General features: G+C 61.6%; 28 protein-coding genes and 1 tRNA gene. 14 read left to right on the top strand and 15 right to left on the bottom strand.

The genetic code is table 11. The features are described from left to right. Window positions 1–51 precede the first annotated feature (51 nt). Together PNI01S_RS12160 and PNI01S_RS12155 are read left to right on the top strand one after the other, a co-directional pair. Entirely contained in the window at window positions 52–303 is a 252-nt protein-coding gene (locus PNI01S_RS12160; protein WP_084358327.1) for a type II toxin-antitoxin system Phd/YefM family antitoxin, read from the top strand. Beyond that, window positions 303–689 carry a type II toxin-antitoxin system VapC family toxin gene (locus PNI01S_RS12155; RefSeq protein ID WP_024767720.1) on the top strand — a complete coding sequence of 129 codons (387 nt, stop codon included), beginning with the start codon at window positions 303–305 and terminating at the stop codon, window positions 687–689. The genes PNI01S_RS12160 and PNI01S_RS12155 overlap by 1 nt, the downstream gene beginning before the upstream one ends. An 11-nt stretch (window positions 690–700) precedes the next feature. Here the strand turns inward: PNI01S_RS12155 and PNI01S_RS12150 are convergent, their stop codons facing one another. Together PNI01S_RS12150 and PNI01S_RS12145 are read right to left on the bottom strand one after the other, a co-directional pair. Further along, the gene (locus tag PNI01S_RS12150) at window positions 701–3,574 is read right to left on the bottom strand and encodes an HD domain-containing phosphohydrolase (RefSeq protein WP_084358326.1); all 2,874 of its coding nucleotides are present in this window, start codon (window positions 3,572–3,574) and stop codon (window positions 701–703) included. A gap of 3 nt (window positions 3,575–3,577) precedes the next feature. Continuing rightward, complete coding sequence (locus PNI01S_RS12145) at window positions 3,578–4,411, bottom strand: substrate-binding periplasmic protein (protein ID WP_037011251.1); 834 nt, start codon at window positions 4,409–4,411, stop codon at window positions 3,578–3,580. A gap of 501 nt (window positions 4,412–4,912) precedes the next feature. On the opposite strand from PNI01S_RS12145, the gene PNI01S_RS12140 reads away from it, so the two are divergent. Together PNI01S_RS12140 and PNI01S_RS12135 are read left to right on the top strand one after the other, a co-directional pair. Beyond that, entirely contained in the window at window positions 4,913–5,806 is an 894-nt protein-coding gene (locus tag PNI01S_RS12140) for an alpha/beta fold hydrolase (protein ID WP_024767717.1), read from the top strand. Window positions 5,807–5,958: 152 nt separating this feature from the next. Further along, window positions 5,959–6,032 (top strand) — tRNA-Gly (locus PNI01S_RS12135). Window positions 6,033–6,126: 94 nt separating this feature from the next. Here PNI01S_RS12135 and PNI01S_RS12130 read toward each other — a convergent pair. From PNI01S_RS12130 to PNI01S_RS12100, 6 genes are all read right to left on the bottom strand, one after another. Beyond that, window positions 6,127–6,471 carry a hypothetical protein gene (locus PNI01S_RS12130; protein ID WP_084358325.1) on the bottom strand — a complete coding sequence of 115 codons (345 nt, stop codon included), beginning with the start codon at window positions 6,469–6,471 and terminating at the stop codon, window positions 6,127–6,129. Between the two features lie 62 nt (window positions 6,472–6,533). Further along, window positions 6,534–7,514, bottom strand: a complete 981-nt coding sequence (locus PNI01S_RS12125) for a phage integrase (RefSeq protein WP_084358324.1) — start codon at window positions 7,512–7,514, stop codon at window positions 6,534–6,536. Next, complete coding sequence (locus tag PNI01S_RS12120) at window positions 7,514–8,809, bottom strand: phage replication initiation factor (protein ID WP_084358323.1); 1,296 nt, start codon at window positions 8,807–8,809, stop codon at window positions 7,514–7,516. Before PNI01S_RS12120 ends, PNI01S_RS12125 begins: the two co-directional genes overlap by 1 nt. A gap of 626 nt (window positions 8,810–9,435) precedes the next feature. Then, window positions 9,436–9,825, bottom strand: coding sequence for a hypothetical protein (locus PNI01S_RS12110; RefSeq protein ID WP_084358322.1), 390 nt, complete (start codon window positions 9,823–9,825; stop codon window positions 9,436–9,438). Beyond that, on the bottom strand, window positions 9,818–10,033 hold the full coding sequence (locus tag PNI01S_RS12105; RefSeq protein WP_034013006.1) for a hypothetical protein: 216 nt from the start codon (window positions 10,031–10,033) through the stop codon (window positions 9,818–9,820). Before PNI01S_RS12105 ends, PNI01S_RS12110 begins: the two co-directional genes overlap by 8 nt. A gap of 22 nt (window positions 10,034–10,055) precedes the next feature. After that, a complete protein-coding gene (locus PNI01S_RS12100; protein WP_023084896.1) occupies window positions 10,056–10,271 on the bottom strand; it encodes a hypothetical protein in 216 nt (71 codons plus the stop codon). Window positions 10,272–10,795: 524 nt separating this feature from the next. Between PNI01S_RS12100 and PNI01S_RS28320 the strand changes: the two genes are divergently transcribed. From PNI01S_RS28320 to PNI01S_RS12075, 5 genes are all read left to right on the top strand, one after another. Continuing rightward, window positions 10,796–11,089 carry a hypothetical protein gene (locus PNI01S_RS28320; protein ID WP_126450698.1) on the top strand — a complete coding sequence of 98 codons (294 nt, stop codon included), beginning with the start codon at window positions 10,796–10,798 and terminating at the stop codon, window positions 11,087–11,089. A gap of 579 nt (window positions 11,090–11,668) precedes the next feature. Beyond that, a complete protein-coding gene (locus PNI01S_RS12090; RefSeq protein ID WP_084358320.1) occupies window positions 11,669–12,778 on the top strand; it encodes a C40 family peptidase in 1,110 nt (369 codons plus the stop codon). Window positions 12,779–13,068: 290 nt separating this feature from the next. Continuing rightward, on the top strand, window positions 13,069–14,916 hold the full coding sequence (locus tag PNI01S_RS12085; RefSeq protein ID WP_084358319.1) for a sensor domain-containing diguanylate cyclase: 1,848 nt from the start codon (window positions 13,069–13,071) through the stop codon (window positions 14,914–14,916). Window positions 14,917–15,109: 193 nt separating this feature from the next. Continuing rightward, complete coding sequence (locus PNI01S_RS12080; protein WP_331274340.1) at window positions 15,110–15,340, top strand: type II toxin-antitoxin system RelE/ParE family toxin; 231 nt, start codon at window positions 15,110–15,112, stop codon at window positions 15,338–15,340. Continuing rightward, the gene (locus PNI01S_RS12075) at window positions 15,325–15,621 is read left to right on the top strand and encodes an addiction module antidote protein (protein ID WP_037011255.1); all 297 of its coding nucleotides are present in this window, start codon (window positions 15,325–15,327) and stop codon (window positions 15,619–15,621) included. Before PNI01S_RS12080 ends, PNI01S_RS12075 begins: the two co-directional genes overlap by 16 nt. A gap of 31 nt (window positions 15,622–15,652) precedes the next feature. Here the strand turns inward: PNI01S_RS12075 and PNI01S_RS12070 are convergent, their stop codons facing one another. Continuing rightward, window positions 15,653–16,873: a cytochrome c biogenesis protein DipZ gene (locus PNI01S_RS12070; RefSeq protein WP_084358318.1), complete on the bottom strand. Its 1,221-nt coding sequence runs from the start codon at window positions 16,871–16,873 to the stop codon at window positions 15,653–15,655. A 93-nt stretch (window positions 16,874–16,966) separates the two neighbouring features. After that, on the bottom strand, window positions 16,967–17,239 hold the full coding sequence (locus PNI01S_RS12065) for a DUF2790 domain-containing protein (RefSeq protein ID WP_024767565.1): 273 nt from the start codon (window positions 17,237–17,239) through the stop codon (window positions 16,967–16,969). A gap of 225 nt (window positions 17,240–17,464) precedes the next feature. Between PNI01S_RS12065 and PNI01S_RS12060 the strand changes: the two genes are divergently transcribed. From PNI01S_RS12060 to PNI01S_RS12045, 4 genes are all read left to right on the top strand, one after another. Continuing rightward, a complete protein-coding gene (locus PNI01S_RS12060; protein WP_024767564.1) occupies window positions 17,465–18,205 on the top strand; it encodes a response regulator in 741 nt (246 codons plus the stop codon). Next, window positions 18,202–19,512 (top strand): ATP-binding protein, encoded by a 1,311-nt coding sequence (locus PNI01S_RS12055; RefSeq protein ID WP_084358317.1) that lies wholly within the window; start codon window positions 18,202–18,204, stop codon window positions 19,510–19,512. The genes PNI01S_RS12060 and PNI01S_RS12055 overlap by 4 nt, the downstream gene beginning before the upstream one ends. Before the next feature lie 136 nt (window positions 19,513–19,648). Then, window positions 19,649–20,287 (top strand): hypothetical protein, encoded by a 639-nt coding sequence (locus PNI01S_RS12050; protein ID WP_084358316.1) that lies wholly within the window; start codon window positions 19,649–19,651, stop codon window positions 20,285–20,287. A gap of 75 nt (window positions 20,288–20,362) precedes the next feature. Continuing rightward, window positions 20,363–20,872, top strand: a complete 510-nt coding sequence (locus PNI01S_RS12045) for an HvfX family Cu-binding RiPP maturation protein (protein ID WP_084358315.1) — start codon at window positions 20,363–20,365, stop codon at window positions 20,870–20,872. Between the two features lie 67 nt (window positions 20,873–20,939). Here the strand turns inward: PNI01S_RS12045 and PNI01S_RS12040 are convergent, their stop codons facing one another. Next, on the bottom strand, window positions 20,940–21,881 hold the full coding sequence (locus PNI01S_RS12040; protein ID WP_037011101.1) for a DMT family transporter: 942 nt from the start codon (window positions 21,879–21,881) through the stop codon (window positions 20,940–20,942). An 81-nt stretch (window positions 21,882–21,962) separates the two neighbouring features. Here PNI01S_RS12040 and PNI01S_RS12035 point away from each other — a divergent pair, with 81 nt between their 5' ends. Further along, window positions 21,963–23,387, top strand: coding sequence for an aminotransferase-like domain-containing protein (locus PNI01S_RS12035; protein ID WP_084358345.1), 1,425 nt, complete (start codon window positions 21,963–21,965; stop codon window positions 23,385–23,387). A gap of 137 nt (window positions 23,388–23,524) precedes the next feature. Here the strand turns inward: PNI01S_RS12035 and PNI01S_RS12030 are convergent, their stop codons facing one another. From PNI01S_RS12030 to PNI01S_RS12015, 4 genes are read right to left on the bottom strand one after another with little or no spacing between them, the layout of a single operon-like run. After that, window positions 23,525–23,947 carry an organic hydroperoxide resistance protein gene (locus tag PNI01S_RS12030; protein ID WP_024767559.1) on the bottom strand — a complete coding sequence of 141 codons (423 nt, stop codon included), beginning with the start codon at window positions 23,945–23,947 and terminating at the stop codon, window positions 23,525–23,527. Beyond that, window positions 23,944–24,732 carry an HvfC family RiPP maturation protein gene (locus PNI01S_RS12025; protein WP_084358314.1) on the bottom strand — a complete coding sequence of 263 codons (789 nt, stop codon included), beginning with the start codon at window positions 24,730–24,732 and terminating at the stop codon, window positions 23,944–23,946. The genes PNI01S_RS12030 and PNI01S_RS12025 overlap by 4 nt, the downstream gene beginning before the upstream one ends. After that, window positions 24,725–25,564 carry an HvfB family MNIO-type RiPP peptide maturase gene (locus PNI01S_RS12020; RefSeq protein ID WP_084358313.1) on the bottom strand — a complete coding sequence of 280 codons (840 nt, stop codon included), beginning with the start codon at window positions 25,562–25,564 and terminating at the stop codon, window positions 24,725–24,727. The genes PNI01S_RS12025 and PNI01S_RS12020 overlap by 8 nt, the downstream gene beginning before the upstream one ends. Window positions 25,565–25,624: 60 nt before the next feature. Next, entirely contained in the window at window positions 25,625–26,140 is a 516-nt protein-coding gene (locus PNI01S_RS12015; RefSeq protein WP_024767556.1) for an HvfA family oxazolone/thioamide-modified RiPP metallophore, read from the bottom strand. Window positions 26,141–26,311 lie beyond the last annotated feature (171 nt).

Here is a 26,311-nt window from a genome sequence, read left to right as displayed (position 1 = left end):
ACCAGGTTAGTTCACCAAGTTGGCTAACCTGACGATCATCGAGGCTAAGCCATGACTACCGATATTGATATCGTGAACATTCACGATGCCAAGACCAACCTTTCTCGCTTGGTCGACCTTGCCAGCAAGGGGCATCCCTTCATCATCGCTAAAGCTGGCAAACCATTGGTGAAAGTCGAGGCCATCGGCGACAAACCGAAGAAAGTCATCGGCGCGCTCAAGGGCATCTACCCCACCGTAGATGACATCGACGCCTCTTTTGCTGACGACATCGCCAACCTATTCAGCGGCGACTCCTGTTGATGCGCCTGTTGCTGGATACCCACATCCTGCTCTGGGTACTGACCGATGACCCGCGGCTGCCCGCCGAGGTCAGATCGCTCATCCTTTCTGAAACAGCCGATCTGTTCTTCAGCGCCGCCAGCATCTGGGAAATATCGATCAAGAGCACGCTGAAACGCGCGGACTTTCCCTACGATCCCAGCATCGTGCGCAAAGCACTGCTGGATAATGGTTACGCCGAGCTACCGATCACCGGAGAGCATTCGATCTTCGTCGGGTCGCTGCCCATGCTGCATGCCGATCCTTTCGATCGCATGCTGGTCGCTCAGGCCAACGTGGAGGGCATGCTGCTGATCACCCACGACAGCAAGCTCATCGCCTATCCGGGGCCGATCCGCAAGATCTGACTCCCAACCCACTAAGCCTTCACCCCCTCCAGGATTTCCAGGATCGCGCGCACGTCCACGGCATCCATCTGCTCGGGCTGGAGGAAGCGCTCGCCGTACTCCCGGTAGACCCCCTGGCTGATGAACAGGCGGAACAGGTCGGCGTCGATGTGCTGGTCGCGGGCCATGAAGGCGAGGATCTTCAGTGACTCGGACAATGTCTTCGGCGCCTTGTAGGGACGGTCGGCGGCAGTCAGCGCCTCGAAGATATCGGCAATCGCCATCACCCGCTCCGGAATGCTCATCTGCTCCCGGGACAGTTTGCGCGGATAGCCGGTGCCATCCATCTTCTCGTGGTGGTTGGCGGCAATGGTCGGCACACGGCGCAAATGACGCGGCAGCGGCAGGGTGGTGAGCATCATCAGGGTCTGGACGATGTGTTCGTTGATCTTGAAACGCTCCTCCTCGGTCAGCGTGCCACGGCGAATACTCAGGTTGTACAGCTCACCGTAGTTGCTCGCGTAAGGCGGCAGGCGCATGTCGAAGCCCCAGATATTTCGCGGGTCGTCCTTCACCACCGGCGGCTTGCGCTCGCCCCAGGGCACGCGGTGTTCGGGCTTGTCGGCGAGGAGGAACTCCTCCGCCGGCAGCGGCCGTTCGGGCCGCCCCTGCAGCCGCTCGGCCTCGTCGTGGGAGATGCCCAGGCGGTCATCGAAGTAGCGCAACCAACGACGCTCGCCGATCTGCCTGAGCCGCTCGATATCCTCGTCCTTCATGAACTCGCCGCCGACGTTGGCCTGGGCGACGAAGGCGTAGTCCTCGCGCAAGGCCTCATGCAGCGCGTCGCGGCGCGCGGCCAGCAGACCAATGTCGTTGCCTGCGGCTATGCCACGCCAGTAGTCCAGCTCGATGTCGCGCCAGACCACTTCGAAACGCGTGCGCACCTCGTGCAGGCGGTTGTACAGCGTTTCCAGCTTGGTCGCCTTGTCCACCACGTATTCGGGACTGGTGACCTTGCCGCAGTCGTGCAGCCAGGCGGCGATCTGGAATTCATAGCGTTCCGCATCGCTCATGGTGAAGCCGGCATACTCGCCATCGTGCGAGTCGATGACCTTCTGCAGCAGCAGGTCGGCCAGCTGCGGTACGCGCTCGCAGTGGCCGCCGGTATAGGGGCTCTTGGCGTCGATGGCGTCGGCGAGGAGCTTGATGATCGCATCCAGCAGGCGCTGTTGGGCCTCGATCAATTGGCGGGTCTCGATGGCCACGGCAGCAGCGCCGGAAAGCTCCTCGACGAAGCGTTTGAATGGTTTGCGTGGCTGCAGGCTGTGGGCGCCCTCCTCCGCCAGCTGCAGGACCAGAATACCCAGCAGCTCGTCCGAACGATTGCGCAGCGAAACCTCCAGGAACTGCCCGCGATTGGCCAATGCCAGGTCCACCCGCTGGGCCAGCTCCGCCTCGGTAAAGCCCTCGATCAGCATGGACTGCGGATACTGCTCGCCGTTGACCGTGCAGGCCAGCCGCAGGCGACACTCTTCGTCCTCCAGCAGGTAGACAGCGCCTCCCATCACGCCGGTGGCCTCCACCAGGCGCGAGAGCACGCCCTCGAGCATGCTTTCCAGACGTGTCTCGCGGCTCAAGGTCAGGGTGATGGCCTGGAAGTTGTGGATGGTGCGCGACATGCTGCCCATGACGCTGCTCAAGTCGCGGACCTCGGCGATCCTTGACTCCACCCCCACCGGCCGGGCGAAATCGAACGCCGCCAAAGCGCCGACCTGATCAGCCAATGCCGTCAGCGGCCGGGCGATACGCCGGCCGATGTACCAGCCGATCAGCAGCAGAACCAGCAGCAAGGTGCCGCTCCACAAAGCCTGGTTGAACAGCAACTGGCGGGCGCCGGCCAGCAACTCCACGGCGGGAATCGCGATGAGCACCCGCACTTCGTTGCTGGTGAAGTTCGACAGCGGCACCCAGATGCCATACCAGTCCTCGCCGTTCACCTTGTACGACTGCGGTGTACCGGAGGGCACGGAATTGGCGTTCAGTTCGCTCAGGCTGGGCACCTTCAGCTCGTCCAGCGTGGCCAGGCGCAGTTGGTCGCCTTCACGGACCATCAGCTTGGAGAGGTCCGGATAGGCGATCACCGTGCCCTTGCCGTCCACGACCGCCAACTCGGTGTGGGCAGTCTGGCGCAGGTCGCCCATCTCGCCGCCCAGATCGTTCACCGAAGCGTCCATGCCGATCACTGCCGCGCCGTCGACGCTGCGGTGGGCCAGGGTCAGGCCGATCTCGCGAGTAGTGAAGAAGACGTAGGGCTGGGTGAGTACGGTCTTGCTCGTCGCACGCGCCTCCGTGTACCAGGGGCGTTGTCGAGGGTCGTACTGGTAATCCGGCCGCTCCTGTACACGCAGCAGCCGCAGCTCGCTGTCGTAGAAACGCCACTCGCCGAGCAGCCCGCCCTGGCCGTTGAGCGTCTGGCTCTGTACCAGGTACTTGGCCGCGTCGGGTGCCTGGAGTGCACGGCGCACCTCGGGTACGCGCAAGGCGCGGATCAGTAGGAACTCGCCATTCGGGTAACCGATGTACACCGCGCTCAGGGTGCGGTTGGCACGCAGGTTCTCCACCAGCATCGGCAGGCGATCGAGGCGCGCCGGCAGGTTGTCCGTCTGTGAGATGGGGTCGTGGGTGAGCAGCCGCAGTGCGCTTTCCGCCGGGTCGATCAGGCGCCGGATACGCTCGTTGATGGTCGCGCCCAACTGGCTGGCCGACTCCCCGGCCGCCGTCACCAGCGCGCCTTCTACCCCTCGGTAGCCCTGGATCAGCAGAGCCCCCGCCAGCACCAGCATGCTGGCGATGATGGCGCCAGCCACCAGCAGCTGCAGCGGAATACCCCGTTCGAATGCCTTCATCCTTTACCAGCCTCTGTCCGTGGAGCTGTAGCGATAGCCGCTGTCGAGCAGTTCTTCCGCCACGGGTGGCGGCGCATTGTTACGCATGATCCGGGCCAGAGTTCCGTCCAGCCACAGTGTTTCCATCAAGCGCATCCATTCGGCGCTTTGCGCCGGCGTGAAGCGCTTGCGCGAAAGCATCAGGTTATGGGGAGTCGCCGGCCCTGGGATCACATCTACCACATGGAATCGCTCCCGTTGGCGACGGTCCTTCACCGCGCCTTCGAGGTTCATCTCATGGCCTATCACGCCTTCCACATTGCCGTTGAGCAACGCGGTGAAGCGGCTGGCGTCGTCCTTGTATTCCACTACCCGACCTTCCGAGCGGAGGATACGCAGCATACCGTCGATGTAAGGCCCATGGCGGTAGCCGGCAATTACTCCCAGGCGCGCACCGGGCATGTCATGGAAGGCGTCCAGGCTGTTCATGTCCCCCAGATCGTCGCGCACGATCAACTTGTTGCGCATATAGAGATATGGCAGCAGGTAGGTGTAGGCGCGCCGCTGCGGCGTGGCAACGCCACTGGTGCCCATCTGCAGGTCGCCACTCTCCAGCAATCGCCAGATTTCATCGCGCGGGCGAATCGAGGTCTCGAACTGGCAGCCGGTGCGCCGGGACAGCTCGGCGATCAGGTCGGGATCGATGCCGACATCGTCATGGAAGAACACCACGTTGCGGGTATAAGCGATGGCGATCGGCTGCTCACAGCCGTAGCGATCCTCGGCCACGGCTTCCGCACACAGCCATGCGGCCGGGGCCAGGACCAGCAGTTTGCGCAACCGTGGATGAAGTGCCATTGAACCGCTCCGCACGCGGTATCGGCCTCAGGGGGGAGCACGGCGAGATCGCTCGTCTTCGGCGAGGGAGTTACAGCCACCACATGAGTGTAATCCGGCTTCACCAAAGCGCCGGAGAATCGCGCAGAGAAATGTCATTTCGTCGGATTTCGGCAGAACGATGTGACTCAGCCGCCCACTGGCAGTTGCAGGCGCCGGACCACCCTGCTTAACTCTGGCCCAAGCGTGACCAATGAGTCACGCAGCGCAACCAACAATGATTCCCGCGGCAGCTGTTCCCCGAGCCGCACCTTCCCCCGCCTGATCAGAAGCCAATCTTCCGCGCCCCCACGGGCTTCGGAACGCTGTCTTTTGGTGTCGTAAGCATTTGAAAATCAAGAGATTGCTAACTTTCGTCGAGTGACATGAAGCTGTCACGTCAAGACGCTTTCCTCTGCCTGGGTACTTTCTTCGCATCCGATGGTGGATGCGCACCATGACCTGCGTCTGGAGGAATACGACATGAGGCCGGAAACCGCCGTCGTCGAGATTCAGCAACACCGGGTACACACGGAGTTTCACGCCAACAGGGAAGCGCGGCAGACCATCATCCTGGTCAACGGCTCGCTGGCAACCACCGCCTCCTTCGCGCAAACGGTGAAATACCTGCAACCCCACTTCAACGTCGTCTGCTACGACCAGCCGTACGCGGGCCGTTCGCGGGCCCACAACGACTGCCGCGAGCTCATCACCAAGGAGTACGAGGCGCAGCTGCTGCTCGGCCTGATCGAGCACTACCACGCGGACGTCGTCATGTCCTTCTCCTGGGGCGGCGTCGCCACCCTGCTGGCCCTGGCCGAACGCCCCGCGCGAATCCAGAAGGCGGTGATCAATTCCTTCTCGCCGCTGCTCAACGCCTCGATGCTCGACTACCTGCACCGCGGCCTGGACTACCTCTCCGCGTGCGATCGCACCAACCTCGGCAACCTGGTCAACGACACCATCGGTCGCTACCTGCCGCAACTGTTCAAGCGCTACAACTTCCGCCACGTCGCCGGTCTCGACGAGCACGAATACCAGCAGATGCACTTCCACGTCTGCCAGGTACTCAAGCTCAGTGCCGAGAGCTACATGGAGAAGTTTGCCGCCATCGACATCCCGCTGCTGTTCATGAACGGCGAGCTGGACATCTACACCACCCCGGCCGAGGCCAAGCTGTTCCAGCAACTGATCCGCGACTGCGAGTTCCGCACCATCCGCAACGCCGGCCACTTCATCGACGTGGAACACAAGAAGGCCTGGCAGGAAACCCAGGACGCTCTCCTGACCTTCCTCCAGCCGCAGCGCCACCCGGTCCTGGCCAACCCCTACCTGCCCAGCAGCCAGGGCGTGCCAATCGCCGCCATGGTGGGCTGATGCAGCCAGCGCACACAGCCGGGGGCCGGCCCCAGACCTTCCGCCTCCGGTTTTTCATTGCGCCACCGTGTTCACGAATGCCATCCACTCGGCACGCCCGACCGCCCAAGGCTTCACTAAGCCTCGCCCTTCTGGTAAAAAGGCACCCCCAAGCGGGCGTCGTATAATGGCATTACCTGAGCTTCCCAAGCTCATGACGAGGGTTCGATTCCCTTCGCCCGCTCCAGAACACCCTGCCGAACCCCTGAAATGCCTAGCGTTTCGGGGGTTTTGCGTTTTGGGGCCGGGTAAGGTGTCGAAAAAGTGTCGAACTCGAACCACTAGGGGTTCTCATTAGCGCCCACGACCTCGCCACGTAGCCGCTGGATTTCTAGCCTTTGTTTCTCCAGGGCCAGCTCATGAGCTTCGCGCTCCCGACGATCCTTCCTTACGGCCATAAAGGTCGTTATGAAGAAACCAAAGAAAGTCGTGACGGATGTGAGCAACGAAACAATAGAAATCACCAAGGTTAAACTTACTGTCTGATCCGACGGCGGAAGCGGCCCCTTCTCAACTGATGTACCGAGAATCGAAACACCGAGCACACCTGCAACAAAGAATGAGATTAGAAAAACGACCCCAAATAGGAGTCGGAGTCGCCTTATTCCTGCAAGACTCATGTCCATTTGATTGCTCCCACGCAGAGTAAATTGAAGATAGCCCGTAGTGGGAGAATGTCAGGGAGCCTTCACGCAAGGGGCCCGAACTTAACGGCTTCGGATAAATGATCTGGTGAAAGATGTGCATACCGCATCGTCATCGACAGCGACGCGTGCCCCAAGATGTGCTGCAACGTCACGATGTGCCCACCATTCATGATGAAGTGACTGGCGAATGTATGGCGAAGTACGTGGCTGGCCTGCCCTCTGGGGAGCTTGATCGACGTGGACAGCAGCACGATGCGGAATACGCCAAGGCAGTTGGTGAAAGGTCCGTAGGTCTGCCAATGCTGGCGAATCTCTTTTGCCAACCCTTCCGAGATCGGAACCGAGCGAACGCGCTTCGACTTGGTGTTGGCGAAGATCACCGTATTGCCCTTCAACCGATCCAGGGTCAGTGCTTGCGCTTCTCCCCATCGAGCACCTGTCGCAAGGCAGATGCGAGCGACCATCTTCGGATGCGGCGACGTGGTGCGAGCATCGAGCGCGGCCAGCAGCTCGGATACCTGATACTTGGTCAGATATGACAGCGGCTTCTCCTGAAGCTTCAGCGGGCGCATGCGTCCGACAGGATTCTCGTAGTCGATGGACCCTAGCTGCCGTAGCTCGTTGTACATGGACTTGAGGTAGCCAAGGCGGTTGTTGGCGTACTTACCCGACATACCTTTAGCGACCTGCAAGGAGCGCACACGGGCCACTTTCGCCGGCTCCAGGGACACCGCCACCGGGTCACCCAAATCCTTCGCTATCAGCCGCAGAATCGCCACACAGCGCTTACCGTTCGCGAGAGTCTGGCCATGCAGCTCGTACCAGAGTTCTACCAGCTCGGAGAGCTTGCGGCGGTCCTTGGGCTTGATCGTCCAGCTCGGATTCTCAGAGCATTTCTGGCGAGCATTGGCCTCGAATTGCTGCGCTTCCATCTTGGTCTTGAACCGCTTTCGGAAACGCTTGCCCTTGATCGGCTCGACATCGACGAACCAACGGCCATCGGGGAGCTTGGTGATGCTCATCAGATGGCGTATCCCCGCCTCAAGTAGCGATCATTGATCAGCCCGCAGATGTGCTTTTCGAGGTCGCGAGTGCTGTATCCCTTGGCGGTGTAGTGGTCTTCGATCACATGCCAGAAGGGGAGCGTTCTCCCGACCTCAAGTGCCTTTTTTGAGGGGATGCGCTCCCGCGCAATCAGGCTGGCGAACTGGCCCAGGAACATCTCGCAGTTCTTGCCGGAGAAGCCCTGTGCGGTCTTGTAGTAGCGGCGATACTCGGTGCGCTCAATCAGCGGATCGGCCTCTACCAGGACCTTGGTATCCAGGGTGATCAGCGACCAGAACGGGTCGTACCACTTCGGGTCTTTCAGCAGCAGCCGGAAGCTGTCGCAGGCGTATTCCCACAGTCCTTGCAGGTGCGGGCAAAGGCCGGCATAGGTGCGGCAGCCGATCACCTCACCCGAGGACAATTTGGAGCCTTCGGAGAACTGCTGGACTATCGAGTGATGGAAGCGAAACTCGATACGCCACACGGTTTCCTCTGGGTTGTAGGCGGGTTCCCCATCACCGAAGGGATCGCCATTCAGTGACGCCCATACGTTGCTCCAGTAATCGAGCTTGTCCGTGGCGCGTGCCTGGAGCGTTTTGTTGTAGATGCAAAGCTGCATGCCGTTGGCCGAACCGAACATGAAGGTCTCACCACGCCCATACACCGAGGCATTGCCGTGGAACTCGATACGGTCGATGCCGCTGATCTGCCGCACACGAGTCGAACGACAGCGCATGCGCTCCACGATGTCTGCGGAAGGCGTCCAGCCCTGCACATCCAGCGCGAGATGCACAGCGCACTGGTTCGTTTCGCAGTGAGCGAGCACGGCACTAGCCAGGTCATCGAGCATGCTTTGCAGGATCGCAGGATCAGCGCCGTCCAGGGCGTGTGGGGACACCTCGATCTTGAGGTGCGGCCCGATGTTCTCCAGCTTCACGTTGTGATTTTTGATCAGCAGGATCAGACCCATATCGGCGTTCTGCAGGCGGTACTGGTAGCCGGAGTCGCGCCCTACCCTTCCCTTGACCCACTGGTGGCCAGCGAACTCCACGATGTCTTCCGGCTCATCGAACAGCGCCATGACTTCCAGGCGGATCATGCCGTTGTACAACTGACGGACCGTATCCACACCGCAGCGCAGCAGGCGCACGCCGGACAGATCAGTGAACTTGGCCAGCTTGTCGTCGAAGAACAGGCGCCCCTCGGGCGACTCGTAAATCTCGCCAGCGGACTTAACCGTGACACGGACTTGATGCTTTGGCTTGGTCATTGAAGTGCTCCAAATAGCTACGTAATGAAACAGTGATCAGTGGGTTATCCGACGTGTTACAGGGGCGTCGGCCGCGCCTTCGGCCTACCGCTCGTGCCTTGCGCTCCCGGCCGGCGTCGCGGCCCACGCCCGGCTCATGCACCTCAGTAGGGAAACGCCACCGCTGGCGAGGAAGAACCCAGGGCCGAGAGCGCGCCCAACAGGTAGGCCAGCGCCACCAGCACAAGATCATTGGTCCAATCAGGTAGTTGCATCGCTCTGCCTCCGTTGCCTTTTCACAGGCATGAGTTGACCCGGCACGGATAAACAGGCGCGCTCGCCGGTTCATCTGCGCTATCGAGGTTTTGCAGTGGGATATAGGTATTGAATCAAACAGCCAGCGGCGCGACTAATCGTTTGATTTGATGGCTGAAAGCCCGTCCTAGACGCATTGGAACGAATAGTGACGGAACGACATTCGAGGTTTTGAAGAGGCGTTCCGAGCTATCAATTCCGTTGATGGCTGACGCCACCAACACACCAAGGGCGCTGCCCTTGTCATCCCGCTCTTGCCGCCGAGGGCTCGGGAGCGCGGGGCGGAAAAGCTGCCCCACACTCACCGGCCGAGGCTGATGAGGGGCATGCGTTCAAGGGTTCGCTGCGCCCGTGCTTCCGTTCGACGGAACGGTGGGGCTGTTCCGACGAGCCGGGAGCGCGGCCCTTGAGCGCGAGTCGTCAGGGTGGGTGACGCGGCCCAGTACGTTGCCGGAACCTTGCCGGTCGCGGTACCGCATCACCCGAATCGTGCGGATGTTTTCCCAGAAGGCTTCATCCGCGAATGCTTTGTCCGCGCCGAGCTTGAGAGTGAGAAAGTGCGGACCGCCGCGCAGCCCTTCCGCAGGCAGGACGACACCGACAACGCGAACCCAGCGCCAGATCGGCTCTGGCTCTTCGTCCCACACCATTTCCATCAGTACGGTCTGCCCCAGGTAGCGCACTGCGCTCTGAGCATCCAAGGTGATGGGAGAGTTAGTCATCGCCGTAACCCCCTGCTCTGAAGATGGTTTTGCCGCGGTCCATATCGTCGCGGAAACGGGCAAGGTTGATCATGCGGAAGCACCCCATTTGGATACTGGGGACTGTGCCGTCTTCCGCCCACTGGGCCGCTTCGTCGTACGTCACGCCACACATCTCAGCGAAGAGGGCAATGCCGCACAGGTCCAGATTCCACTTTTCCTTGCTCACAGTCGTTCTCCCATTCCGTCGCTCATGCCGTCCACTCCTGTTCCAGCAGCCAGGCGCGGAGCAATGCACTGTTCACCACGCGCAGCTTGCCGAGCTTCACGGAAGGCAGAATGCCCCGGTATACCCACGCTCGGGCAATGCCGTAGCTGATGCCGTTTCGGTCAGCCCACTTTTCAATGCGCTCCAGATCTTGCTGCGGCCCTACCAGGGCGCTGGGGTTCAGCTCTTCCAGTTCCATGCTCGTTCCGTCACTATTCGTTCCATTAGGACGAAGCGCCCTAATAAATTATTTATCACAAGCCAATCCTAGCACTGATAAATAATTCATCAATAAATTATTTATCAGCTCTTAGAGCCGTTTGGAATGATAGAAGAGCGGGTTAGAACACTTGTAAGGTTTATCGGCGCGACAAAATTAGCCGAGAGCACTGCTATTTCGGAGAGACAGCGGTGGCAGACCGTCGCGACCAACCGCAAAGTAAAGGCGCGAATCGAAGACTTAGAAGAGCTACTGAAGGCATTCCCTCAGTACGAGCTCTGGCTTCTGAAAGGCGAGGTAGACCCTGCCCGCGGCCAGGTTGCCCCTGGCTATGAGGAGGCTGATGCCAAATTAGCCACACCCAGCGCGGGATAGAGCTAACCAGAAAGGTGGCACTGCGCTGGTTCAGCAAAGGATGTGGTTAGCGCGGCAATCCGATCAGTGACGATTGCCGACAAGCCAAGCGCCAGCAAAAATACTGTTTATTTGAACAGTATTTGACAATGCAATTTGATATTCGCCGCATGCGCCGCTATGGCAAAGCCCTTGGACGCGCTGGCTTCGACAAAGCCCCTGTACTAAGGGGAGACGTATGGGTGCGGATGGCCTCAACCTCGCCACTCAATCGCCCCACCTTGATCGCCGAAATCCTCAAAACCAGTCCTAGCGGGTCGATTCTGCCAACGCTGCACGACGTACAGATCCACGGTATGGCGACCAACGCGCTGGTGATCACCGGCATTGAGTTCATCGACGGCGTGGCCTACTCACAATCCTGGCATTGCCGAGTCACGTGAGTCCCTTCCCTATCCCTTCAGAAAGTAGGACTATCTACTGGCACAATGACAGTGCAGCACAACTCAAAGGACTGAGTGCAGATGAAAGCAGATTGGGACGATGCCCCGCAGCATCTCAAGCGCAAGCACCAAAGCCCTAGCAGGGTACTTGCAGCAAATACTATCGACCTCAGCCTCACCCCCCCGGCCATCTATATGGCCGATCAAAAAATTCCCTTCCCTCCCAAAAGAACGAAATACGCTGGCTTGTGCCTAGCTAAAGCTATATTTCAGCACACATATTTAATGAAAACACCTCGCGTTTCGAAGAGGCCACAGAGTAGCCTTCTGAAACGAACCCAAAAATATCAAAACAAAAATAAAAGTATCGCCTGCATGTCTTCTGCGCGGAAATCGTCACGATATAGAAATATCAACTCACCATCGGAGACCTTGCCGCTAGATAGCACAGAGAGATATCTCTTGAAGATAGAACCTTATAAGAATTTATCGCCAAAGACAGCACCTGACCTTCTCGATAAACAGCTACAGCCTCGTGTACCGATTCACACAGCTGATATTCATCCTTAGGAACCACTGATGCAAAACCTGCAAAAAGTTAACGCCCCCGTCTTGTATACCTATGACATCCCAACCCTGATGCCTGGAGACATAATTCTATCGAAGAACTCTAGCAAGCAGAGCATAGGAATTCAAAAAGCGACAGCGAGCAATTATTCCCACGCCATGCTGTACACTGAGAAAACCATTGTACATGCCGACGGTGGCGGCGTTTTTACTACCAACCCCCAACGGAAACTTTTCCTAATGGGCGAGTCGGCAGTATTTCGCCCCATAAACATCACCCCTCAGCAGTCACTGATGGCTTGCCAGTTTGCACTGAATCTTTCAGGTTCCATCTACTCAATTCCCGAAGCTATTCGGGCAGCATCTCTGCATGGAACAGATCAGCGGGCCCGCTCCAACGCACAGTTCTGTTCAAGACTAGTGGCTCAAGCATACTCCAGCGTCGGGCTAGAGCTCGTTAGTAACCCCGATTACTGCCATCCTGGTCAATTTGAGAACAACCCGCACCTACATTTAGTAGGAAACGCAATTCGCCCAGCACTACCAGGCGAAATAAAAATCTCAGAAACTCCTGACACCGTAGCAATACACCAACAGCACACTTTTGACTGGCTTAAAAAAACAGTAAAGCTTGCAAAAAAGCAAGCCAATGTAGAGATAATGACCATCGTAGACGCCATTAACTTTGCAATAAGCCATCCAAAATTCAATAGCACGATAGCCTCATACATAAAGAAAAGTCAATATCTTGAGGACTACATGCTAGACAAAATAGCCAATCCACACCGATATGACACTGCGACTTTTAAACAGAAAATTATAAACGAAAATAGTATACCTGCCCAAGCCTTGACCTTTGAACTTGAAACCAACATCAACGTAAAGAACAATGCAACCTCACAACTCAGCCAATTCGATCAAATAAGAGCACCAAACCTAGAGGCAATAAACATTATCGCCGAAATGCATGCCCAACGTCTATTTCAAGTCGAAGAGCGCATAAAGACGATTAAAGAAATTGCCAATTCATATAAACTCACGAGCATCGCCCTTCAGTGCGACATAGAACTAAATAGCATCAACTACACAATTAATAACTGCATCCATAAATACACAAAATAAATTAACCACTCACCAATTTATAAGCACCTAATGAAACATGTCGAAAAAGTGTCGAAATAAACGCACCGAAAAGAAACGAATCGAGCCACAGCGACCACAAAAAAGCGGTAAACGACACGCATTGAGACGCTCTGGAATTCTGGCCTAAAGGGTTCGATTCCCTTCGCCCGCTCCAGAATCCCCAGCAAAAGCCCCCGGCAGCGTGAGTCGCCGGGGGCTTTTGTGCTTTTGGCGCCGCCAAACCGGCTCTTGTAGAATCCTCGGCATCCCTACAGCCCGGATCCTGCCGTATGCCCGCCTCCGCCCCGCACCGGCAATCGCTGTCCTGGCTCCTGCTCACCCTACTCCTTCTATTGGTCCATCCCGCCTGGGCTGCCCAGGTGGTCGATGCCGCGAGCGTCACCACCCGGCCCCTGACGCTGACCGCCTATGTCTCCGTCCTCGAAGACCCGAGCCGCAGTCTGACGCTGGCGGACGTGCAATCCTCCGCGCAGCAAGCCCTTTTCAAGGCCGATCAGCCACCCGGCAGTGCGCTGGCGATGGGTTTTACCCGCTCGGCCTTCTGGCTGAAGTTGCAGCTGAGCAATCCCGGCGATGCCCCGTTGCAGCGCCTGCTGGTGGTGGAGAACCCGCGTATCTCCCATGTGCAGATGAACATCCCGCAGGCAGATGGCAGCGTCAGGACGATCAATACCGGCAGCGACGTCCCGCAGAGCAGCAAGGTCTACCCGAACCGCAACTTCGTCTTTCCGCTGAACCTGCCCGCGCACTCCGAACAGGTGCTGTACCTGCGGGTCGAGTCGAGCATCGGCCTGCTGGTGCCGCTGCAGTTGTGGCCGGTGAAGGCGTTCTCCATCTACGAACGCGACGACTACACGGGCAAGGCCTGGTACTTCGGCATCGCGGTGGCAATGATCCTGTTCAACCTGATGCTGCTGTTCGCCCTGCGCGACCCGATCTACCTGCTGTACGTGGTCTTCGTGAGCTGCACGGCCGGGGCGCTGGCGATCAAGAACGGCCTCGCCCCGGACTGGTCGATCTTCGGCGAGCCGCTCAACTCCAACGAGGTCTACTACTCCGGCGTGTCGATGGCCCTGGCCGCGCTGCTGCTGTTCGCCCGCCGGATGATGCAGTTCGAGCGGATACTGCCGCGCCTGGACCGGGTACTGCGCGGGATGATCCTGGCCTATCTGCTCAGCCCCGTCGCCTATGCGCTGGCGCTGCCGTATTTCTCCCGCGCCGGCATCCTGCTGAACTTCGCCACGGCGGTGATCCTGCTCATCGGTGCCGGCGTTGCCGCCTTCAAGCGCCAGCGCAGCGCGTTCTTCTTCCTCGCGGCCTTCGCGCTGCTGATGCTGGGCGGGGCGATGACCTCGCTGCGCGCCATGGGCATCGTGCCGACCAACCTGTTTACCGTGGACGGCCTGCAACTGGGCTCGGCGATGGAGATGATCGTGCTGGCCTTCGCCCTCGCCGACCGCTTCAACGTCATGCGCCGGGAGAAGGCCAGGGTGCAGGAGGAATTGATCCGTACCCAGCAACAGCTTGTGGATAACCTGCGCAGCTCCGAGCACGAGCTGGAACTGCGCGTCGCCGAGCGCACCGATGAACTGCGCGAGCTGAACAACCAGCTGGAGGCCATGAGCCTGACCGATGCCCTCACCGGCATTGCCAACCGGCGCCGCTTCGACCAGCTACTGGAGCATGAATGGGACCACGCACGTCGCTCCGGTGAGGCTCTGGCCCTGGCGATCATCGATGTGGACTGGTTCAAGCGCTACAACGACCACTACGGCCACCCTGCCGGCGACGCCTGCCTGCGCGACATTGCCCGGACGCTGGCGGCCACGGTCAACCGCTCCACCGACCTGGTGGCACGCTATGGCGGCGAGGAGTTCGTTTTCCTCGCGCCGATGACCGACCTCGCCGGCGTGCGCGGCATGGCGAACAAGTTGCTGCAAGCGGTGGAAGCACTCGCCCTGCCCCACGAGCTGTCGCCGTTGGGGCGGGTGAGCGTGAGCATCGGCGTCGTAGCTGCGGTACCGAGTTCGGAATGCTCCGCCGAGATGCTGGTGCAGCAGGCGGATGCGGCGTTGTATGAGGCGAAGAAGCAGGGGCGCAATCAGGTAGAGGGCTGACAGGCAGTCGATCGCTCCGCCGTCCTACACCCGGCTCAGAACTTTCATGGTGGTCGGCGAATATTTCAGGTGCGGGCTCGCTGGCACACCTGTATCCTACTGGATACAGGTGCAGCATGACCTATCAGCTAAAGCAAACTGCCCAGTTTGATCACTGGCTTTCTGAGCTCCGCGCCCCCGCGGGAAAGTCGTAATCCTGCGTCGGCTGGACCGTATCCGGTCCGGTCATTTCGGCGACATCCGCTCGATGGGCATCGGTGTCTCGGAAATCCGACTGGATGTCGGCCCTGGCTATTGCGTCTACTTCAGGCGCCGTGGCGACGTGCCGATCCTGTTGCTGTGTGGCGGCGACAAAACATCCCAGCAGCGCGATATCAAGCTGGCGCAGCAACTGGCGGGAGCAATTGAATGGCCATTGAACTGAGCGACTTCGACACTAGCCACCACCTCGACAATGAGGAGGTCATTGCCGAATACCTGTCCCAGGTCCTGTCTGACGGCGATACCGATGAGCTGCTACTCGCCATCGGCAACATTGCCAAGGCGCGCGGCATGACCAAGATCGCCAATGACTCGGGACTGGGCCGGGAGAGCCTGTACAAGGTCTTTGCGCCCGGAGCCAAGCCGCGCTTCGAGACGGTCATGAAGGTCATGCGCGCGCTGGGTGTCGAGTTGCAGGCAATTCCCGCCAGCAGCGGGAAATGAGGGACAGTCCCGTCCCCGCCCCGTCACTTGCTCATGCCCCCGCCTTCACTCTATCCCTCTCCTTCAGCAACGCCTGAATCACCTGCTCCTGTTCCTCGTACCCACCCTCCCCGACCGACAGATGGCGCACGCGTCCCTGGGCATCGATGAAATAGTGCGCCGGCCAGTACTGGTTGGCGAAGGCGTTCCAGATCCGGTACTGGTTATCCAGCGCCACGGGGTAGTGGATATCGTGCTGTTTCACCGCTTCGCGAACGTTGGCGGGTACGCGTTCGAAGGGGTACTCCGGGGTATGCACGCCGATCACCACCAGGCCCTGGTCGGCGTACTTCTTCGCCCAGGCGTTTACATACGGCAGGCTGTGCTGGCAGTTGATGCAGTCGTAGGTCCAGAAGTCGATCAGCACCACCTTGCCGCGCAGGTCGCGCAGGCTCAGTTCGGGGCTGTTGATCCACTCCACCGCGCCTTGCAGTTCGGGAGCCGGGCCGAGGTCGGGCAGGCGTTCGGCGCCGTGGGCCAGGTCGCCGGGCATCAGTTGGCTGATCAGCGCGGGCACGCCGTCGATGACCTTGCGTTCCAGGCTGTTCACCAGCCTGGACGAACCGCCGGAAGCCAGTTGGGCGCTGGTGCCGCTGGCGATGCCGACCACGGCCAGCAGGGCGAGTACACCAGTGGCGCGGCGCAGACCCTCGATGACGCCCATGCGCGGCCGCAGCTGCTGCATCAGCCGGCGCCCGGCGAAAAGCACGATACCGAGCACCGTGGCACTGCCCAGACCGTAGGCAAACAGCAGCAAACTGGTCTGCGCGCTCGGGCCTTGCAGCATGGCGCCGGAGAGAATCAGCCCCAGCACCGGGCCGGCGCAGGGCGCCCACAGCAGGCCGGCGGCAAAGCCCATCACCCACGCGGAGAACGTCGGCGGCATGCGCCGGGCTTCACCGTGCAGACGATCACCGATCCAGGCCCAGGGGCGCGCCAGCCAATCGCTGAAGCGCGGCCAGAGCAGCGCCAGTGCAGAGACCGAGAGCAGCACCAGCGCAAACCACCGGCCCCATTCGCTGGCGGCAATCACCCAATTGCTGGAGACGGTCGCCAGGCTCGCCAGCACGGCGAAGCCGCTGGCCAGGCCGAGCAGCGTGACCCACGGCGACCACGCCGGGCCGCCGGCACGCTGCAACAACAATGGAAGCACGGGAAGGATGCAGGGGCTGAGCAGGGTCAGCGCCCCGCCGAAAAAGGCGATGAGCAGCATGGAAACCTCGATGGGCCGCCGGCCCGTGGGCTTTTTCTGGAGTGAACAGCGGGAAAAAACGCCGCGGCCATCCGTGGCTGCGGCTCGGGGGAATCAGCCGCCTTCGTTGCAGTCGGTGGCGAACTTGCGGTAGGCCAGGCTGTGCGGCTGGCCGTGGGAATCCAGGTAATCCATGCGGGCGTTGACGATGCCGCAGTCAAAGGGCGACGCCGCCTCTTCCTGGATAGCAACGACCTTCTTCACGTCCAGTTTCTGGCCGTAGTGATACTGCTCAACGGGCTGCGTGTCGGCAGCCTGGGCGCCGAAGCTGGCGAAAGCGGCGAGGGAAGCGAAGAGGCAAGCGTTGGCGAGCTGGATGGCTTTCATGGGGGTTCTCCTGTCCTGTGTCGGGTTTGGCCGGCGAGGGCTGTGTGCCTCGCCGTTGGTGCCCATTTCACGTTCAGGAGGTATCGGGCTTGTGTCGCGCAGGCCCTTGGTTTGCTGCGCCGGGTATCGGAGGCCGGCCTGGATACAGTGGAATACAAAGCACGGCAGGCAAGCGTGGCGCTGCGCTATAAACTCGCCTCAACCCACTGTGAATGAGGCACCGGCATGGACCATGTCGATCACGTACTGATCGTCGACGACGACCGCGAGATCCGCGAGTTGGTCGGCAACTACCTGAAGAAGAACGGCCTGCGCGTGAGCCTGGCGGCGGATGGCCGGCAGATGCGCGCCTTCCTCGACGCCAACTCGGTCGACCTGATCGTGCTCGACATCATGATGCCCGGCGACGACGGCCTGAAGCTGTGCCGCGAGCTGCGCGTGGGCAAGCACAAGTCCACACCGGTGCTGATGCTCACCGCGCGCAACGACGAGACCGACCGCATCATCGGCCTGGAGATGGGCGCCGACGACTACCTCACCAAGCCCTTCTCCGCCCGTGAACTGCTGGCACGAATCAACGCTGTGCTGCGCCGCACGCGCATGCTGCCGCCGAACCTGCAGGTCAGCGAGGCGAGCCGGCTGATCGGCTTCGGCCGCTGGAAGCTGGACACCACCGCGCGCCACCTGCTCGATGAAGACGGCACCCTGGTCGCCCTGAGCGGCGCCGAGTACCGCCTGCTGCGCGTGTTCGTCGATCATCCGCAGCGTGTGCTCAGCCGCGAGCAATTGCTGAACCTCACGCAAGGCCGCGAGGCGGACATCTTCGATCGCTCCATCGACCTGCTGGTCAGCCGCCTGCGCCAGCGCCTGCTGGATGACGCCCGCGAACCCGCCTACATCAAGACGGTGCGCAGCGAAGGCTACGTCTTCGCCCTGGCCGTCGAACTGCTCGAGCCCAACGCATGAAATCCGTCCTGCACTGGCCACGCACACTGGCCGCGCGCCTGGCGCTGATCTTCCTCGCCGGGCTGGTGTTCGCCTACAGCCTGTCGTTCTGCTCGCAGTTCTACGAGCGCTACCAGAGCGCGCGCAGCATGATGCTGGGCAACCTGGAAACCGACGTCAGCACCGCCGTCGCCCTGCTCGATCGCCTGCCGCTGGACGAGCGCGAGCGCTGGCTGCCCATGGTGCAGCGGCCCAACTACCGCTACCGCCTGGATGGCGGCCAGCCCGGCGAGCCGATGAACATGGCGCAGGCGCCCATGGCGGCGACCTCCATCGCCGACGCCATTGGCCCACGCTACGGGCTGCGCTTCGAGAACATCCCCGGCTCCATCCCGCACTTCCAGGTACACCTGAAACTGGCCGACGGCATGCCGCTGACCATCGACGTGACGCCCAAGGGCGTGCCCGTGGCGCAATGGCTGCCCTGGGTACTGATCGTCCAGCTGGCATTGCTGCTGTTCTGCACCTGGCTTGCCGTGCGCCTGGCGATTCGCCCGCTGACGCGGCTGGCCCAGGCCGTGGACCACCTCGATCCGGACGCCCCCGCGCCCGAACTGGACGAGCGCGGTCCCAGCGAAGTCGCCTACGCCGCCCGCGCCTTCAACGCGCTGCAAGGTCGTATCAGCGCGTACCTCAAGGAGCGCATGCAACTGCTGGCGGCCATTTCCCATGACCTGCAGACGCCCATCACGCGGATGAAGCTGCGCGTCGAGCAGATGGACGACTCGCCCGAGCGCGAGCGCCTGTGGAGCGACCTCGAAGAGATGCAGCACCTGGTCCGCGAAGGCGTGGCCTACGCACGCAGCATGGACGGCGCCAGCGAGGCGGCGGTCAAGGTCGACTTCGATTCATTCCTCGACAGCCTCGTCCTCGACTACCAGGACAGCGGCCAGGCCGTGGAGCTTCAAGGCAGCAGCAACGTTGTGCTGGAAACCCGCCCCCACGCGCTGCGCCGGGTGCTCACCAACCTGGTGGACAACGCACTGAAGTTCGGCGGCGCCGCCCAGGTGCAAGTCGAACGCGATGCCCAGGGTGTCGTGTATATCCGTGTGCTCGACGACGGCCCCGGCATCCCCGAGGAGGAACTCGCCGAGGTGTTGAAACCCTTCTACCGGGTGGAAAGCTCGCGCAACCGCGGCACCGGCGGCACCGGCCTGGGGCTGGCGATTGCCCAGCAACTGAGCCAGGCCCTGGGCGGCACGCTGAGCCTGTCCAACCGCGCCACGGGCGGGCTGTGCGCGCAGCTGGAGTTGCGCCCCGCCAGCTGAGGCTGCGCTTGAGCGAGGTGTACACAGAGATACAAGACGGCCTTCCCCGGACACATCCGGTATAAGGCCCGTCGCCAAGATGGCTCCACGAACAGCGGCGGCAACCCGCCCGCCGCGTTCCCCAAAGGAGCCTGCCATGATCCGTCCCGCCGAAAACGCCAGCCTGCATGGCTGGCGCCTGTTCTCCCTGCTGTCCGCCCTGGTGCTGCTCGCCACCGCATTGGCCCTGTGGAGCCAACCGCAATGGGTCGAAGCCCTGCGCAGTGCGATCCGTGTCACCGCCCGCACGTCCTTCGCGCTCTTCCTCGCCACCTTTCTCGCCTCGTCCCTGATGGCAGTGGTACCGAGCGGGTTCACCCGCGGCCTGCTGCGTGAGCGACGCTTCCTCGGGCTGGCCTTCGCCTTCTCCCACGCCGTGCACGCGGTGCTGATCATCCTCTATGTGAAATTCTTCCCCGAGACCTTCTGGCACGGCCGCAGCGCCGCCGCGAACATCCCCGGCTCCGTCGGCTATGTCTTCATCATCCTGCTGACCCTCACGTCTTTCCCCTACGCAGCGAGACTGCTCGGCGCCCGTACCTGGAAACTGCTGCACAGCACCGGCACCTGGGTGATCGCCGGGGTGTTCCTGCTCTCCTTCTACAAGCGCCTGCCGATGGGCTCCTGGTACCCGCTGGGCTTCGGCCTGATCTTCAGCGCCATCGCCTTCAAGCTCGTCGCCAAGCTGGCCGTGCACCTGCGCCGTAGCGCGCGCCCCGCGCTGCCGAACGCCTGAGCTTCGACTTCATCGACGACCGGGCTATTGCCGCCCACCCAAGCCTTGCCCACGACCTTGCCCAAGAGGTGCACCATGACCCTGCTGACCCTGAACCCGATCAAGACCGTCCTCGACCAACTCGACCGCCTCGCCGCCTGGGGCTGGGACATTCCCCTGCGGCTGTTCCTGGCCTGGGAGTTCTTCGAATCAGGCCTGGAGAAATGGCATGGCGACAACTGGTTCGAACAGATCCACGCCAGCTTCCCCTTCCCCTTCAACCACTTCTCCGCCGGCTTCGACTGGCAGGTATCGATGTGGGCCGAACTGATCGCGCCGATCCTGCTCCTGCTCGGCGTGGCCACGCGCTTCGCGTCCGCGTCGCTGATCGTCGTCACCCTCGTCGCCATCGCCGCGGTGCACTGGCCGGCGCAGTGGTCGACCTTGTCCGAGCTCGCCCAGGGCTATTCGATCACCGACCACGGCTTCGGCAACTACAAGCTGCCGCTGATCTACCTGGTCGCACTGCTGCCGCTGCTGTTGAAAGGTGCGGGAGCGCTGAGTGTGGATGGAATGATCCGCCGGCTGTATCGCTCGCACAGCTGACCCTGGCTTCGGACAAGGGAAAGGCAGGTTTGCCTTTCCCTTGTCGCTTCCGCAGCAGACGCCCCCATTACTTGCGCGCAAACAGCGACGCCAGAGGCAACTTGGTGATGGCAAAACCCAGCAATAACAGCAGCGAATAGAGCGCCAGGCGGGTGGAAATCGCTTGCCCCTCGTACCAAGCCCCGATGATCACCGCAAAAACAGGGAAAATGATGAACACAAAGGACAGGACCACAGGGCTCAGTCGTTTCAACAAGAAGAAGTAGACGAGGAAACCACCCACCGAGGCGCACAGCCCGAGGTATGTCAGCGCCCACCAGGACCTGGCGGATATCTGCGAAAACGACGGCTGCTCCACCAGCAATCCGAGGACGAACAGCGCCAACCCGGCAATGCCGATGGGCAGAGTGTTGTAGGTAACGACGCTGATCGCCGAGCCTCTCTGCTTGGTCACCACATAACACAGGGCATGCATCAGCGCGGCGGCAAGGATGGCCAGCACACCAATGAAACCCTGGTGTTCGAAACCCAGGCCCTGCTCACGAAGAATCATGTACAGGCTGGCAAAGCCGATGGCGATGCCGATCACCTGGAGTGTCTGAATCCTTTCTCGCAGGAATATCGCCGAGAAGATCAGGATGAAGACGGGCATGCAACTGAACAGCAGCGCTGTCAGCCCTGAGGAAACCAGGGTCTCGCCGTAGTTGAGGAGGAAGTACGGCACACCGAAGTAGCAAAGCGTGACGAAAATGAAGAAGCCCCGGCTTTGTCGAGGGAAGACAATCGCATCACCGCGCATCCGGGCGAATGCCAGGAACAATGGAAAGGCAATCAGGAAGCGCAGACCGGATGCCGTCAGCGGTGGCACCGTTTCAACGGCGATGCGGATACCCAGCCAGGTCGTGCCCCAACTGAGGCAGACAGTCAGGAACAGCGCGGCCGTCACGGCACCTGCCAGCCAACTCTTCCGGGCAATAGGAGTGAGTTCCTGGGAAGCGGAAATGGTCATGACAGCAGCTCCAGATAGCGCTATGGATGGGTTCTTGTTACTACAATGAACCCGTTCAATCCGAAGCTATTGGCCTGTGAAATGACTGTCAAAACCTATATTGACACCGTGTCAATTCTCCGCCACGCACTGGAATCGGGGCGCGGCACAAAATACAAACGCCTCGCGTCAGCCTTGGAGTTATGCATTCTCGATGGCTCCCTCGCAGCCGGCAGCAAGCTCACTCCCCAACGCATTCTGGCCTACAAACTCAATGTCACCGTGGGCACCGTGAGCCGCGCCTACGCCGAACTCGAGCGCATGGGCCTGGTAGTGCCAAGGGTGGGCGATGGGACTTTCGTTCGCCAGCGTGGTCTGGAGCGCAAGCGAGATGAGGGTTACCGCAATGTCGCTGAGTCCCCGGCGTTCTACGACATGAGCCGCAACCTGCACATCCCTGGGGCCGAGACCAGCCTGCTGGCACAGAGCCTGATGATCCTTGCACAGGATGTGAGCACGCTGGGAGAGCTGATGACCTACACGCCGGAGGTCGGCCTGCCGCGCTTCCGTGCTGCCGGGGCGAAGTGGCTTTCCAGCCATGGTTTCCGCGCTCACCCTGAGCAGGTGCTGTGCACCAACGGCAGCCAGCACGCCTTGCTTTGTACGCTGATGGCGCTGCTGCGGCCCGGCGACACCCTGGTGACCGAACCTCTCACCTACCCTGGCCTGATCAGTGCAGCGCGGCTGCTGGGTATTCGTCTTCTGGCGGCGACGATGGACGACGACGGATTGCTACCGCACTCGCTGGACGAACTCTGCCGAATGCACCGAGTTACTGCCCTGTATTGCACCCCCACTCTGCAAAATCCCACGACCTCCATCCTGCCCACGGAACGTCGGCAGGCCATCGCGACCATCTGCCGGGAGCACAACCTGCTGATCATCGAGGACGAAACCCATGCGGTCCTGCTGGAAGATCGGCCCGCGCCCTTGAGTCACTTCGTCCCCGAGCGAAGCATTCTGATTGGCGGCATGAGCAAGGCGGTCGCCGCCGGCCTTCGCGTTGGGTACCTGCACGCCCCCGTAGCGATGGTGAGCCGGCTGGCAGCAGCGCTGCGAGGCTCCTGCTGGATGGCTACTCCCCTCCCCCTGGAGTTGGCCACCCGCTGGATCGATGACGGCACCGCGCAGATTCTGCTGCAGCAGCAAGCCGCCGAGATCGCTCGCCGCAAGGCACTGGTGACGCAGTTGCTGGAAGGATTGAACTACCGAACTCACTCCAGGAGCCCGCATTTCTGGATCCAGGTGCCCGAGCCATGGCGCGCCTCGGACGTGGAAAGCGACTTGGCGGCCAAGCACTACCGCATCGCGACCGCGGAATCCTTTGCTGTCGGTCACGCTGCAGTTCCGCAGTTCGTCAGGGTCAGCATCTGCGACGGAGCGCTGGATGACGTGCAGTTGTGTTTGGGATTCCAGGCGCTCTCGGTCGCTCTGGACAGTGATACCGAGTCCCCGGAACGCTCATAGGCGAGAGGATGCTCGCGAACGGATTTCCCCGGCTGGTCTGCAGCCAGGCCGGTTCGCGAGCAAGCTCGCTCCTACAGAAAAGAAAAAGCCCGCGCACCGATGACGGTACGCGGGCTGGGCTGTGGATAACAATCAGATCAGGGAATCACGAACCCAACCTCGATATTGCCGCGAGTCGCCTTGGAGTATGGGCAGATCTGGTGAGCCTCATCGACCAGCTTCGCCTTGTCCTCGGCCTGCAGCCCCGGCAGGTGCACGGTGAGCTGGGCAGCCAGGGCGAAACCGCCGTCGGCGGTGTTGCCCAGGGAGACTTCGGCGTCCACCGCCACATCGGCTGGCAGGCGCACGTTCAGTTTCTGCCCGGCGCGGCGCAGGGCACCGATGAAGCAGGCGGACCAGCCAATGGCGAACAGCTGCTCGGGGTTGGTGCCGGGGCGGCCGGAACCAGGCGGGCTCAGGGGCAGATCCAGGTCAGCGTCGACAGTCTGGCCGCGACCGTCGCGACCTCCGGTAGTGTGGGTGTGGGCGGTGTAGATCACGCTTGCCAGGGTATCGGTCATGACGCTTCTCCTTCAGTGCGGGCCAAGTGGGGACGACGCGGTGTGGTGCAGTTGGGGCGGGTGCCGATCACCACGCCTTGCTCTTTCAGGCTGCGCAGCAGGGCGATGCCCTGCTCTTCGATGGCGGCCAGTTCGATGCCGGCGATTTCCGCCAGCGCCTTCAGGTGTTCGCGACCTGTCAGTTGCCATTGCTGCAGCGACACCAGCAGCGCATGGGCCAGCGGGGCCAGGCGCGAGAAGTGCACCTTCAGGTCCGCGCCGCGGCGTGCCAGCAGCAGTGTCGGCTCGGTCGGGGCTTGCAGCGGGATATGCTCCGGGCCGATGTGGCTGACCGGCCAGACGTAGGCCAGCGGCAGCGCGAGGCTGGAGAGCTGCGGTACGCCATCGAGCAGGTCGCCGTCCGGATCGTGGGCCGGTTCGGCCTTGTCGCTGAGCAGCAGCGCGGTCTCGATCCATTCGTAGTGGGCCAGCTCGGCCACCCAGCCGGGCTGCTCGCCGCGGCTTTCGAGGTAGTCGACGAACTCGCCGGCAACCTCCGTGAAGAGCGGCGTCTGGCAACGGAAGCCGGCGTAGAAATCCTCGGTCAGCGCTTGCCAATGCTCGTGCGCGAGGCTGGCCTGCAGCACCGGGAAGTTGCCGGCCAGCAGCGATTGCAGGTTGCCGAAGAACAGTTGCCGGTACACCGCCAGGCGCCGCGCCTCGATGCCGGGCGGCGGTTCATTGGCCTGCGGGTCGCGGATGAAGCGGGTCATGCGCAACTGCTGTTCGCGCAGGGACTCAGCCATGGCGCACCTCCGGCTGGCGAACGGTACTTTGCAGGCGGCGGATGTAGTCCACCTCGCCGAGCAATTCGGCGAGCGGCGGCAGGTTGAAGTCGCGTTCCAGCAGGGTCGGGACGGTGCCCAGATGCTGGTAGGCGCTGGCCAGCAAGGTCCAGACATCATCCTTCACCGCTGCGCCGTGGGTGTCGACCTTAAGGTCCGGCGCCTCGTCGTAATGCCCGGCGACGTGTAGGCAGACGACACGATCCGCCGGCACGCGGGCCAGGAAGCTGGCGGCGTCGTAGCCGTGGTTGTGGGCATTGACGTAGAGGTTGTTGACGTCCAGCAGCAGGTCGCAGTCGGCCTCGCTCAGCACGGCGCGCAGGAAGTCGATTTCGCTCAGCGCCTGGTAGGGCGCGGCGTAGTAGGAGATGTTTTCCACGGCGATGCGGCGGCCAAGGATGTCCTGCACTTCACGGATGCGCCCGGCGATGTGCTGCACCGCTTCGTCGGTGAAGGGCATCGGAATCAGGTCGTAGAGGTGGCCATCGTCGGAGCAGTAGCTCAGGTGTTCGCTGAACAGCGGCACATGGTGCTGGTCGAGGAACTCGCGGACACGGTGCAGGAACACGTGGTCCAGAGGCTCCGGGCCGCCGAGGGACAGCGACAGGCCGTGGCAGGACAGCGGGAAGCGTTCGGCCAGGCGCGCCAGGCCTTCGCCATAGGTGCCGCCGACACCGATCCAGTTGTCCGGGGCGACTTCGAGGAAATCCACGGCGCGGTCGTCCATTGTCAGCAGGTCGGGCAGCAGGGCGCGGCGCAGGCCGAGGCCGGCTCCATTGAGAGAAGTGGTCATGGCGGTCTCCTGGGCGAAGTGCCCTCCCCGGCCTGGGGCGCGGGGAGGTCTGCGGGAATGTCAGTTCCTGGCCTGGCTCAGCTTGCTGTAAAGGTCGGCCGGGAACGGCTTGCCGTTGGAGTCGAACTGGTTCTTGCGGAACTGGTAGACCTCGGCTTCGGAGAGGTAGCCGTCGTGGTTGGCATCGATGGCATCGAACTCGGCGTTGGCCTTGGGCGCCACGGCCAGCAATTCGGCGCGGGAGACGCGGCCGTCGTGGTCGGCATCGGTACGGGCGAAGGAGGCGTCACCACATTTACCTTCACCGCACTTGCCCTCGGCGCCGGTGGCCTTGGCCTGGGCGCCGTCGGCGCCGCATTTGCCTTCGCCGCACTTGCCTTCGGTCTGGCTGGCCTTGGTTTGCTTGGCGGCGCCGCACTTGCCCTCGCCACACTTGCCCTCCCCGGCCTTGGCGGCGGAGGCCAGCTGGTAGCCCTGCGGCAGGGCTTCGACGGCGAAGGCGGAGGACGCCATGTTCAGGCCGCCGGCCAGGGCAACGGCGATCAGGCCAAGCTGGGATTTCGAGAGTCGAGTCATGGTGCTTCTCCAGATGCAATGGCGCGCTGGGCGCCGGGTCATGCCGCAAGGGCGAATCCCTGGAACGATGCTCTGGAGGGTTTTCCCTGCCGTCGCGGTGTGTCGTTCGGGTAGGGCTATTTCGCCGCAACGATGTATCGCGGGCGTATCGGCGACTGGAGGCTTTTGTAT

It is taken from the genome of Pseudomonas nitroreducens NBRC 12694 (genome assembly GCF_002091755.1).
In the GTDB taxonomy this organism is placed as follows: domain Bacteria; phylum Pseudomonadota; class Gammaproteobacteria; order Pseudomonadales; family Pseudomonadaceae; genus Pseudomonas; species Pseudomonas nitroreducens.
The sequence above is the reverse complement of the archived record's forward strand: the minus strand, read 5'-3'. Positions and strand labels throughout refer to the sequence as shown.